At 65.1% G+C, this 11381-nt stretch carries 13 protein-coding genes and 1 pseudogene (1 of these 14 running past the window's edge); 8 read left to right on the forward strand and 6 right to left on the reverse strand.

Features of this window, described 5'->3' with window-relative positions:
- The first annotated feature begins 83 nt into the window (after nt 1-83).
- The 6 genes from A2X88_00380 to A2X88_00405 all read left to right on the forward strand — a co-directional run bounded on the left by A2X88_00380 (nt 84) and on the right by A2X88_00405 (nt 5574).
- Nucleotides 84-392: a hypothetical protein gene (locus A2X88_00380; GenBank protein OGP34428.1), complete on the forward strand. Its 309-nt coding sequence runs from the start codon at nt 84-86 to the stop codon at nt 390-392.
- Nucleotides 393-524: 132 nt separating this feature from the next.
- Nucleotides 525-1520, forward strand: a complete 996-nt coding sequence (locus A2X88_00385) for a hypothetical protein (GenBank protein ID OGP34429.1) — start codon at nt 525-527, stop codon at nt 1518-1520.
- A gap of 159 nt (nt 1521-1679) precedes the next feature.
- Nucleotides 1680-2816, forward strand: a complete 1137-nt coding sequence (locus A2X88_00390; GenBank protein OGP34430.1) for an acyl-CoA dehydrogenase — start codon at nt 1680-1682, stop codon at nt 2814-2816.
- 31 nt (nt 2817-2847) lie between these two features.
- Nucleotides 2848-4020 carry an acetyl-CoA acetyltransferase gene (locus tag A2X88_00395; GenBank protein ID OGP34431.1) on the forward strand — a complete coding sequence of 391 codons (1173 nt, stop codon included), beginning with the start codon at nt 2848-2850 and terminating at the stop codon, nt 4018-4020.
- Nucleotides 4021-4060: 40 nt separating this feature from the next.
- A complete protein-coding gene (locus A2X88_00400; GenBank protein ID OGP34432.1) occupies nt 4061-4828 on the forward strand; it encodes a 3-hydroxy-2-methylbutyryl-CoA dehydrogenase in 768 nt (255 codons plus the stop codon).
- An 83-nt stretch (nt 4829-4911) separates the two neighbouring features.
- A complete protein-coding gene (locus tag A2X88_00405; GenBank protein ID OGP34433.1) occupies nt 4912-5574 on the forward strand; it encodes a hypothetical protein in 663 nt (220 codons plus the stop codon).
- Here A2X88_00405 and A2X88_00410 read toward each other — a convergent pair.
- Both A2X88_00410 and A2X88_00415 read right to left on the reverse strand, forming a co-directional pair.
- Nucleotides 5571-5780: a hypothetical protein gene (locus tag A2X88_00410; protein ID OGP34434.1), complete on the reverse strand. Its 210-nt coding sequence runs from the start codon at nt 5778-5780 to the stop codon at nt 5571-5573. The genes A2X88_00405 and A2X88_00410 overlap by 4 nt on opposite strands.
- A complete protein-coding gene (locus tag A2X88_00415; GenBank protein OGP34435.1) occupies nt 5774-6061 on the reverse strand; it encodes a chorismate mutase in 288 nt (95 codons plus the stop codon). The genes A2X88_00410 and A2X88_00415 overlap by 7 nt, the downstream gene beginning before the upstream one ends.
- A 215-nt stretch (nt 6062-6276) precedes the next feature.
- Here A2X88_00415 and A2X88_00420 point away from each other — a divergent pair, with 215 nt between their 5' ends.
- On the forward strand, nt 6277-6681 hold the full coding sequence (locus tag A2X88_00420) for a hypothetical protein (GenBank protein OGP34436.1): 405 nt from the start codon (nt 6277-6279) through the stop codon (nt 6679-6681).
- On the opposite strand, the gene A2X88_00425 is transcribed toward A2X88_00420, so the two are convergent.
- A complete protein-coding gene (locus A2X88_00425; protein ID OGP34437.1) occupies nt 6638-9367 on the reverse strand; it encodes a hypothetical protein in 2730 nt (909 codons plus the stop codon). The two genes, A2X88_00420 and A2X88_00425, sit on opposite strands and share 44 nt — an antisense overlap.
- Before the next feature lie 91 nt (nt 9368-9458).
- On the opposite strand from A2X88_00425, the gene A2X88_00430 reads away from it, so the two are divergent.
- Nucleotides 9459-10094 carry a hypothetical protein gene (locus A2X88_00430; GenBank protein OGP34438.1) on the forward strand — a complete coding sequence of 212 codons (636 nt, stop codon included), beginning with the start codon at nt 9459-9461 and terminating at the stop codon, nt 10092-10094.
- A 12-nt stretch (nt 10095-10106) separates the two neighbouring features.
- Here A2X88_00430 and A2X88_00435 read toward each other — a convergent pair whose 3' ends face one another.
- From A2X88_00435 to A2X88_00445, 3 genes and pseudogenes are all read right to left on the reverse strand, one after another.
- Nucleotides 10107-10925: a hypothetical protein gene (locus A2X88_00435; protein OGP34439.1), complete on the reverse strand. Its 819-nt coding sequence runs from the start codon at nt 10923-10925 to the stop codon at nt 10107-10109.
- A complete protein-coding gene (locus tag A2X88_00440; GenBank protein OGP34440.1) occupies nt 10922-11245 on the reverse strand; it encodes a hypothetical protein in 324 nt (107 codons plus the stop codon). Before A2X88_00440 ends, A2X88_00435 begins: the two co-directional genes overlap by 4 nt.
- 56 nt (nt 11246-11301) lie before the next feature.
- A pseudogene (locus A2X88_00445) lies at nt 11302-11381 on the reverse strand (hypothetical protein); it runs 331 nt beyond the window's last position.

Raw genomic sequence — 11381 nt, forward strand, 5'->3', positions numbered from 1 at the left:
AGTTGTGGGGGAAGGAGGCCGGACATTGAGCGGAGTGCGGGGTGAACGCTGCATGATCGATCCGGATCGGCTATAATCGGGCCATGAGCGAACCCGGCGATCCGACCCTCCAGGTGACCTGCCCCTGCTGCAAGGCGACCCTCCTGGTCGACCCCAGGGAGGGAACGGTCAAGGAGTGGAAAGAGGCGAAAGACCCGAGGAAGTCCGCGGACCTCAAGGACGCGATGAAGCTCCTGGCGGAGGAGAAGGCGCGGGTGGACGCGCGCTACCAGGAGATCGTCAGGACCGACAAGGAAAAAGGGGCCACCATGGACCGGAAGTTCAAGGAGTTCCTCGAGAAGAGCCAGGACGAACCGCCCACCAAGCCCCTGAGGGACGTCGACCTCGACTGATCCCCCCCCGGCTTTTCCACAAGACTTCCGCGGAAATCCGTTAAACGGATTCCGGATTCCATCCGATACACAGGGAAGGGACCCGGGACTTTCGGCTCGGGGAAGAAGGAAAAGCGGACGGGGCATGAGGCGATGACAGCGATCGGGAATATCCTCGCGTTTCTGGCGATGAGCGCCGTCATGCTCTACATCCTGGGCTTCTACTGGAAGAAGGTCCGGCTGGTGAGACGGAGCAAGCGATGGCCCTCGACCCTGGGGGAGATCCTCCAGTCGAAGGTGGTGAGGGAATCGAACGACGACGGCAGCCATTACTTCGCCAAGGTGGTCTACCGGTATTCCGCCCGGGGGGAAATTTACGAAGGGGATACCGTGCAGATCGGCGTCGGAGGGAACACCGGAGCCAGGAGGAAGGCGAAGGAGACGGTGAGCCGGTACCCTGCGGGGGCGCAGACCCTGGTCTACTTCGACCCCGAGAAACCGGGCAGGGCTTGCATAGAGAGGAGCGGGGAGGGGGGGTGGGTGCTCTACTTCCTGGCGATCGTCTATCCCGTGTTCCTCCTGGTCATCTTCCTGGAGACGTTCCAGATCGGCCTGCCCGATATTCGCTTTCCAGCCGGCGGAAAAAAAGAACCCGTCGCGTACGTTGGGGATTACGGCGACTATTCCTACTCGGGCGGTCGCGGGAAAATCTACGGGCCCAACGCCCTGGGCCAGCCGGTGGGCGCGGACTTGTTCGAGGGCCGGTTCCTCTTCGTGGAGTATGCCGCCCCGTGGTGCTCCTCTTCCGGGCCCCAGGCGGTTTCCTTCAGGAACCTGATGCGCCGGGGAACCATCGCGGGACGTAAAGTCGTATTCCTCACCGTGATGACCGGCGGGAAGGAGGCGCTGACCCCGTCCACGCGGGAAACGGCGGCCGATTGGGCAGGGCGGCACGGTCTCGATCCGGCCCGTGTGGTGGCGGAAGGACAGTCCGGCAGGACCATTCCCCAGCATGCGTTGTTCTCCCCCATGGGGCAGACGCTCTACCGGAGCGAGGGACAGCTTTCGCAAGACCAGATGGCGGCTCTGCTTGTCCGACACGTCGGCGAGTGGAACGAAAGGTTTCCCCACGTCGTTTCGGCCCGGTAGCCTGTTTCCGGGTGAGGCCGCCTCGCTTCCACAACCGTTTAGTGGAAATCTGAAGGATATTCAACAGTTGATGTTTCCCGGTCACCCGATAAGATAATGGCAGTGCTTCGCCGGGGATTTCTCCGGCGGATCGGAATTTCGCCGTGGAGGTGCAACGGCATGGACTTCGCCCTGTCCGACGAGCAGCGGATGATCTCCGACCTCGCGCGGGAGTTCGCGCGAAACGAGATCGTTCCGGTGGCGAAGGAGCTCGACAAGGAGGCGAGATTCCCCCGGGAGATCATCGAGAAGGCGAGGGAGGCGGGGCTGCTCAACATCAATGTCCCCGCAGAGTACGGGGGGAGCGGCCTCGGCAGCATGGAGCTTGCGCTGGTGGCGGAGCAGCTCGGGTGGGGCTGCACCGGGATCACCACTTCGATGTGCCTCGACTTCCTCGTCGTCGAGGCGCTTCTCATGGCGGGGACCGGGAAGCAGAGGAAAAAGTACCTGGGTCGGCTGATGGACGGCAAGTTCGGCTGCTTCGCCCTGACCGAGCCGGCCGCTGGCTCCGACGTGGCGGGGATCCGGACGCGGGCGGTGAAGCGGGGGGACCGGTACATTCTGAACGGCGCGAAGGTGTGGATCACGAACGCCTCGGTGGCAGATTTCCTGGTCGTTTTCGCGAAGACCGATGCGGAAGGGGGTCACAAGGGAATCACCCTGTTTCTCGTCGACCGCAACGCCGCGGGGGTCGAGGTGGGAAAGCCGATCCCGAAGATGGGACAGAAGGCCTCTCCCTCCTGCGAGGTGTTCCTCTCCGACGTCGGGGTGCCGGAGAGCGCGCGGATCGGGGCGGAGGGGGAAGGGTTTTCCCTCGCCATGCGGATCTTCGACCGTTCCCGGCCGTTCGTGGCCGCGATGGCGACGGGATTGATCCAGCGGTGCCTCGACGAGTCGCTCGCCTACGCGATGGAGCGGAAGAGCATGGGCGTGCGGATCGTGGAGCACCAGGCGGTGGGTCACAAGATCGCCGAGATGTCGATCCGCGCCGAAGCCGCCCGGCTTCTCACGCATCGGGCGGCCTGGATGGCGGACCGCGGGATGAGGTGCACGGAGGCGGTGGCGGCGGCGAAGGCCTTCGCGGCGGACGGCGCGATGTGGGCGGCCACCGAGGCGGTGCAGGTATTCGGGGGGATGGGGTACAGCGCCGAGTACGAGGTGGAGAAGCTGATGCGGGACGCCAAGCTCCTCCAGATCTACGAGGGGACCAACGAGATCCAGAGAAACGTCATCGTCCGGGAGTTGACGAAACGGTAGGAGCGGCGACCGGGCAAAGAGGGAGGGACCCATGGCGAATCCGGTGATCATCGAGGCGGTGCGGACACCGTTCGGCCGGCGGGGAGGGGCGCTCCGGGAGGTGCGGCCGGACAGCCTCCTCGCCCACGCGCTGAAGGGGCTGGTGGAGCGGGCGGGGATTTCCCCCGAGAAAGTGGAGGACGTGATCTGCGGCGCGGTCACCCAGGCGGGGGAGCAGGCGGCCAACGTGGCCCGGCTCGGGGTGATGCTGGCCGGCTTCCCGGTCGAAGTGCCCGGCGTCTCGCTCAACCGGATGTGCGGATCGAGCCAGCAGGCGGTCCACTTCGCGGCGCAGGCGGTGGCGGCGGGCGACATGGACTTCGCGATCGGCGCCGGCATCGAGAGCATGACCCGGGTCCCCATGTTCTCCGACATCGCCTGCGGGCTGGAGAACGTGGGGTTCGAGGTGTTGAACCCGGCCCTCTTTACGCATCACGAGCTGATCCACCAGGGGGAGAGCGCGGAGCGGATCGCGGACCGGTGGGGGATCCCGCGGGAGGAGACGGACCGGTTCGCGATGGAGAGCCACCGCAGGGCGAGCGAGGCGGCCAAGCGGGGCCTCCACACGGAGCTTCTTCTGACGACCGGGGCGGACAAGGAAGGGAAGCCGGTCGCGCTGGCAAGGGACGAGGGGATCCGGGATATCCTCGACGAGGCGAAGATGAAGGCGCTGCCCACGGTGTTTCGGCCGGCCGGCAACGGGGTGGTCACGGCGGGCAATTCGAGCCAGATCTCGGACGGGGCCTCCGCGGTGCTGGTGGCAAGCGAAGAGGCGGCGCGGGCTGAGGGGCTGCGGCCGAAGGCCCGCTTCCTCGCGCGGGTCGCCGTGGGATCCGACCCCACCCTCCAGCTTACGGGAGTGATCCCGGCCACCCGCGAGGCGCTGAGGAGGACAGGGCTCTCGCTCAAGGATATCGACTGGATCGAGATCAACGAGGCCTTCGCCACGGTGGTGATCTCGTGGGCGAGGGATCTCTCCGCCGATATGGAGAAGGTGAACCGCTGGGGAGGGGCGATCGCCCACGGGCATCCGCTGGGGGCCACCGGGGCCGGCCTCTTCGCCAAGATGCTCGCCGGGCTTACGGCGACCGGCGGGCGGATCGGGCTTCTGACGATGTGCATCGGCCATGGGATGGCCACGGCCACGGTGATCGAGAGGATCTGAACGGCTTCGCGGGGGATCCCCCGCCGGAAAGGAGAGACCGATGGAGATCCGGAACCACACGTTCCTCGTCACGGGCGGGAGTTCGGGACTCGGCGCGGCCACCGCGGTTTTGCTCGCCGGCGAGGGGGCGCAGGTAGTGGTCGCGGACCGGAAGCCCCCGGAGAAGGCGGTGCAGGCTCTCGTGACGGCGGGAAAGATCCGGTACGTGGAGACCGACGTGACGGACGAGAAGAGCGCCGGTGCGGCGGTGGATGCGGCCGCGGCTGCCGGCGGAGGGCTGCGCGGGCTGGTGAACTGCGCCGGCGTCGCCGTGGCGGAGCGGGTGCTCGGGAAATCCGGCCCCCACGCCCTGGCCTCCTTCGCCTTCTGCGTCCAGGTGAACCTAGTGGGGACCTTCAACATGATCCGGCTCGCCGCCGCCGAGATGGCGAAGCGGGATCCGCTCCCTACGGGGGAGCGGGGTGTCATCGTGAACACGGCTTCGGTGGCGGCCTACGAGGGGCAGATCGGACAGGCCGCCTACGCCGCCTCGAAGGCCGGCATCGTGGGGCTGACGCTACCGGCGGCACGGGACCTCTCGGGGCTGGGGATCCGGGTCAATACCATCGCCCCCGGCATCTTCGACACCCCGATGCTCGCCGGGATGTCGGACGAGGTGCGGGAGTCGCTCGGGAAGATGGCTCCCTTCCCGCGCCGGCTCGGGCAGCCGTCGGAGTATGCGGCGCTGGTGAGGCACATCGTCGAGAACCCGATGATCAACGGGGAGGTGATCCGCCTGGACGGCGCGATCCGCCTCGCCCCGAGGTAGGCGATCCACCCGGGGCTGTTGGGCGCGTTCGATCCCGGGGCGCCCGGCTGGCCGGGACCGAGGATGGAGGAGGGGGGTCCTTCTTGTCGTATGAATCGGTAGAACCCTTCATTGAGCAATGCTGGGAGCCCCGCTCCTTCTGGCTCCGCAGGCCCCGTCCGGTCGGGGAGCGGTTCCTGGTCGTCCGGGGAGACCGCGGCCTTCGTTCGCCCCCCTCCGCCCCCGGACGCATTCCGATCCTCCTCGAGGTCCGTCACGCATTCGGGTCCGGCGGCCACGGCTCCACGGAAGGATGTATCGTCGCGCTGGAGAAGGTGGTGGAGGGTGGGGAGCGGGTGTTGGACCTGGGAACCGGGTCGGGGATCCTCGCCATTGCGGCCCGCAAACTGGGGGCTTCGCATATCACCGCCGTCGACATCCGGGAGTCGGCCTGCCGGGAAGCGCGCGGGAACCTTCTCCTGAACGGGATCCGGGAAGGGGTGCAGGTTCTCCATGGCGGGATCGAGTCGGCCGAGGGGCGGTTTGACATCGTCCTGGCGAACCTGCGAACCCCCATCCTTGTTGACCTCATGGGAAAGATTACAGGAAAGATGCTAGATGGCCGAATACTGGTCCTTTCCGGGATCCTGGAAAGCGAGTTCCATTCCTTCCGGTTCTTCCTGGAACGGTACCCGCTCACGCTATTGGAAACGATCGCGGCCGGGGGATGGATGACGCTGGTGTCGCGGAGAACCGGGGGGGGTTAGTCGTCCTTCCGGATCCGGATCACCTGGCTGACACCGGGCAGCCTCTCGACTTCCCGCTCGTCCAGGGCATCGGTGTCGCCGATCACGCCGATGATCGTCCGGTTGGCCCCGGTTGACTGGTGGATGTCGAACCCGTGGTTGGTCAGGTATTCCTTGATGGCGTCCAGCGCATCCTCTGGGGCGTTTCTTTTCGTGATGATCAGCATTCCTTCTCCTCCCCCGCGCGGGACATGATCCGCTCCAGGCGGCGCGATTCGTCGACGACGCGTTCGAAGAGGCGCACGATCGCCCCGCCATCAAGGGGACCGGGGTTGGACTCTTTCATCCGCAGGAAGATCCGCTTTTCCCTGGCCGGGTCGTAGACCGGAAGCCCCAGCAGCTTCTTGATCTCCCCGATCGCCAGCGCCAGCCGGGCCCGCTCGTTGAAGATGCGCAGCAGTTCGTCGTCCAGCAGGTCGATCCGCTTTCGGATTTCGTCGATTTCCACGCGATCCTCGCCTGATCGGTGATGGGAACGAACGGTACCGGGCCAGTGTACCCAATACCGGACGGCCGAAGCAATCGCCCGGCGCCCTTCGCCCTCGGTCTCGCGTTGCGGGGTGGCGGAGCAGGAGGACCGCTGGAGCAGGAGGACCGCTTGGCCTCCATGTCGGGAGTGATACAATGGGGACGCGATTCTGGACCCGACGCCGGAGGAGGGGGATGATGGGGGTGCGGAAGATCGTCGCCTGGGGCCTGCTTGCCGCATCGATCCTGACGTGGAACGCCTGTGGGAAACCCCGGTTTTTTTCCGCGACCCGGATCGATCCGGTCTCCTGCCGTCTTGTCGCGAACGGGGAGTTCGTAGAGGTGCGCTTCCGCTTCCACGGGAAGGAGCCGTTCGATCCGAATCGCCCGGATCTGTTCCTGGTCGACGAGGCGACGGGCGAGAAGTTCTACCTCATGCAGCTGCAGCGGATCGGGCAGGTGAAGGCAACGGAGAACATCGAGGAAAAAACGGTCCACTCCATCCTCTTCAAGAACCGGGAGGGGATGCTCAAGCCCGGCGCGCGGGTCACGTTCGTCATCGGTTCGCACCGCCGGGAGCACCTGACCCTGGAGAAGTAGGCGGCCGGTCCGGCGGGGAGTCGCCGGAGGCGTCTCCGCCGTTCCCGGAGCGCGCGGGATCTCCGTTTCCGGAAAGGATCCCCCGGACGCTCTCCAGGAGTTTCGTGGGGGTGATCGGTTTCTGGAGAAATACCCCCCTGGCGTCGACGTCTCCCAGCTGCGTGACCGCTTCCCGGGAATAGCCCGAGATGAAGAGAACGAGCAGGCCGGGCCGCGAGGCGGTCAGCTCGCGGGCCAGTTCGATGCCGTTCATCCCCGGCATGACCATGTCCGTCACGAGGAGGTGGATCGGCCCCGGGTATCCCCCGGCCAACGCGATCGCCTCCGCGCCCGTGGAGGCCTCGAGGACGGAGTATCCGAACCCCTTCAGCGCTTCGCAGGCCAGCTCCCGAACCATCTCCTCGTCCTCGACGACGAGCAGGGTTTCCCCCCCCGTCGCTTCCTCCTTCTCCGGGGTCCTGGCCTCTTCCTCCGGCCCGGTTTCCGCATCCTCCGCCGCCGGGAAGTAGAGGGAGAAGGTCGTTCCCTCCCCGGGGCTGCTCGCGACGCTGATGTATCCTCCGCTCTGCTTTACGATCCCGTAGACGGTGGCCAGGCCGAGGCCGGTTCCCTTCCCCTGCTCCTTCGTCGTGAAGAACGGCTCGAAGATCCTGGCCAACGTGTCCGGGTTCATCCCGCACCCGTCGTCCATCACGTCGACCCGGACGTACCGGCCCTTTGGAATGGTCAGCCGTTCCTCCACGAGAGGCTCCCCGAACTCCACGTTTCCGTTCGAAACGGAGATCCTTCCTCCGCCGGGCATGGCGTCTCTCGCGTTTACCACCAGGTTCATCAGGACCTGGCCGATCTGGTTCGGATCCGCCTTTGCCGGCCAGATGTCCGGGTCGAGGTCGATGGCCAGCTCGAAGGTCTCCCCGATCAGCCTTCGCAGCATCTTGCTATGGTCCGATACCACCTCGTTCATCCGGAACACTTTCGGCTTGAGCACCTGCAGGCGGCTGAACGCGAGAAGCTGCTGCGTCAGCGACGAGGCGCGCTCGCCCGCCTTGAAGATCTCCTCGATCTCGTGCCGTTCCCGGGATCGCTCCGCCAAACGGGCCAGGAGGAGCTCGCTGTATCCCATGATCACGGAAAGAAGGTTGTTGAAATCGTGGGCGACGCCTCCCGCCAGTCTTCCCACCGCCTCCATCTTCTGGGAATGGATCAGCTTTTCCTCGCTTCGACGCAGGGCTTCCTCCGCCCGCTTGGCCTCGGTGATGTCGGCGACGATCGCCGTCATCCCGGACGGGTTCCCCGTCCGGTCGAGAAGCGGCGCCCCGGAGAAGGAGAGGACGATTCCGGCTCCGTTCCGATCGGCGCCGGCGATCTCCACGTTGGAAAACCCCTCCCCCCGGAGAGTCCGGTCGCAGGCCGCTTTCAGCTCCGGGTTGCTTCCCCGTGCGAAGATCGGGTTCGGCAGGTTCAGCGCCTCATCCCGGCGCCACCCGAAGATGCTCTCCGCCGCCGGGTTCCACACCCGGATCCTCCCGGTCTCGTCGGTCTCGAAGATGGCCAGCGGGGAGGCCTCCACCAGGGATTCGAGCATGTGGGTGCTCTCCCGCAGCGCCTCCTCGGCCCGGACACGGTCCGCGATGTGGTTTTCGACGGTGTTCACCATCGTGTTGATCGCCCGGACGAGCGTGGAGATTTCGTTTCCCCGGGGAGAGAGGTCCGGTTCCCCCTCGGAATACTGCGCGATCACCTGGCGGGCCTTCGTCTCCAGCCGGCTCAGGGGACGGATGAGCATGTACATCACGACGCAGCCCAGCAGCGTGATGGCGAAGAACAGGAAGATCCCCCATTCGGCCAGCTTGGCCTTGTTCTTCTTCAGGAGGTCCTTGATCACGCTGATGTCCGTTTCGATGACCAGGCAGAACTCATCCTCCAGGATCCGCAGCGGGACGTAGGTGTAGGACCGGAAGTTCTCCCGGTCGGTGTAGAAGAGCGGTCTTTGTTCCAGGAGCGTTTTCCTGGCCAACTCCTGGTCGATCCGCTCCGGGCCCGACTCCCGGTAGGAGGCGGCGATCACGTCGTCCGCGGTGGCGAGAAACAGCTGGCTTCCGGTCTCCCGGGCGATCTTCGAGGCGAACTCGTCGTCGATCCGGTTTCCCAGGATCAGGACCCCTGTCGGGGTATTCTTCCCGGACACGGAAATGGGAACGAAAGAGCGCAGCGACCAGCGTCCGCCCGCCTGGGTCACCGCGAGAACCTGCTCTCCCTTCAGCGCCCGCTGGAACGCCTCGGAGGCGGCCGGTTTCTCGTGGAGTTCCGCTTTGTCCGCGCTGTAGAGGATCTGCCCTTGGGTGGTTGCCATGAGGAACGTCTGCAGGTTCACCTGGGAGTGCAGCTGCTTCATGGCGGCCGCCAGCGGTTTCCTGTCTCCGGCCGTCTTCTGGTAATGGTAGAGGCCGTAATAGAGGTCGGTGTCGTGTTTCAGGATTTTGGAAAGGCTGGACAGCTTCTTCGTTTCCAGGGAGAGGATGGAGTTGATCGTCAGGTGGATGTTTTTCGACTTGTTGCTTTCCCGCTCCTCGAACACGGTGTAGAAGACGTTCTTGTTGATGAAATAGCCGGTCGCAAAGATCCCGGCGACAATGACCAGAAAAAACAAGGTGATCGGGATGGCGATGCTGTGTTTGAAGCGCATGTCCCGTTTCGATGCCCCCGTGCCCGGACCTTCCGGATTTCCATGGTGAATATCGGAAAAAACGGGTGGATTCTTTAATCCCTTCGGATGGTTGACGCCCGGGATCCCGGTTTCCGTCTTGGTGTACGGCCGGGAGTTGGAGTATCATGAGGGATATCTCTCCCAGAACGGATCGATTCCGGGAAACTCAGACAAGGGGGAATCCATGAAAACGTCCGAAATGGTCGCCATCATCCACAGGGGGATCTATCGCGAGAAGGAAGCGATCCGGGCCTACATCGAGTTCGCGAAGCGGGTGAAGGACCCCAAGGCGAAAAATGTGCTGATCAACCTCGCCGCCGACGAAGTCGGCCACATGACCAAGCTCGAGAAGCACCTGCTGAGCCTCCTCAAGGGGCAGCCCTGGGTCCTCCCGAAGGCCGAGGAGATCCGCGACGTGGCCGCGGTGTTCGAGGGGAGCGCCTACGAAAAGCTCGACATCAAGGACGAGGACCTGGCGAAGGCGGACGAGGTCAAGATTCTCGGGATCGCCGTCGAGCGGGAGATCGTCGCGAACCAGTTCTACCTCGAACTGGCCGAGAAGGCGAAGTCCGAGGATGCGAAGAAGATGTTCCTTTCCCTGGCCAAGGAGGAGGAGCTCCACATGAAGATCCTGAAGGCCGAGATCGACTCGATCGGGCAGAGCGGCTTCTGGTTCGACATGCAGGAGTTCTCGATGGAGATGTAGGGGCGCCCGGCGTTACCGCCGCCACATCTCCCAGAGGTTCAGAAGGACCGGGGAGAGGATCACGAGGAAGACGGCGGGGAAGATGAAGAGGACCAGCGGGAGGAGAATCCGGATCGCCGCCTTCTGGGCGAACGCCTCGGCCCGCTGCTGCTGTTTTTCGAGCAGTTTTCCCGAGTGATCCCGGAGCGCCCGGGACAGGCCGACCCCGAGTTCCTCCCCCTGCTGGATCAGGTTCAGGAAGGTGTGGTAATCGTCGAGCGGGACCCGGTGCCGGGAACGGTCGAGCGCCTCCTTTCGGGGAATCCCGAGCATCCGGGCGCGGGAGATCTCCTTCAACTCGTCTGCGAGCGGCCCACGGGGGAGTGCCATCGATACCTCCTGCAGGGCGACATGGGAACCGGTCCCCGCTTCCAGGAGCAGGGAGAGCAGGAAGGAGGCGATCGGCAGGGAGGAACGGAGCGCCCGGATCCGTTGCCGCGCCTGTTCCCTCATGGAGAGAAAGAGGACGAGGAAGCCGATCGTACCGGAAAGCGGGAGAAGCAGCAACAGCCGCCGGATCGAACAATCCGCGATCAGGGCCGGGGCCAGGATTCCGAGAAAGGCGGCTTCCGCGGCATGGAGGGGACGGCAGGAGGTCACCAGGCGCACTCCCGGAAACGGAAAGATCCCGGTTTCGACGAGCCGATCCCGCGCCGTGACGTGAAGGCGGGAGATGCGGTCGCTGACCGGCTGCCCGCCGCCGGGCGGGAACAGCCGGCCGATCCCCAGGACCAGGAAATAGACTCCCGGGAACACCATCCCTGCGACCAGGAGCAGGTCCCGTGCGGTCACGGCGTTTCCGCCATGATCTTCCGGATGCAGAGCCACCCGAACAGCTGGAGGATCGCGGCGACGGAAAGGATCGCAAGTCCCGGAGCCGTCTCCAGGCAGCGGGGAAGATACTCCGGATCGATCCTCGACAGCACGAGGATGAATCCCGGGGGGAGAAGGGTGAGGACGATCGCCTGGAGACGGGACTGGGCGGTCATGCTCCGGAGCCGCCCTTCCATGAGCAATTTCGCTTGCAGGATATCCCTGCACCGGGAGAGGAGATTCGCCACGTCGCTCCCGGTGGAAAGGGCGCTGTTCAGCGGGCGGACGAACAGGACCACCTCCTCGCAGGGAAGCCGCTTCTCCCAGTGCGTGAGCGCCTCCGAAACGGGTGTCCCTATCCGGATCCGCTGGAAGATCCAGGCGACCTCTTCCCGGACCCCGCGGGGGAGCAGGGGGATGGCGTCCTGGAGCGAC

Source organism: Deltaproteobacteria bacterium GWC2_65_14 (assembly GCA_001797615.1).
GTDB lineage: Bacteria > Desulfobacterota > Deferrimicrobia > Deferrimicrobiales > Deferrimicrobiaceae > GWC2-65-14.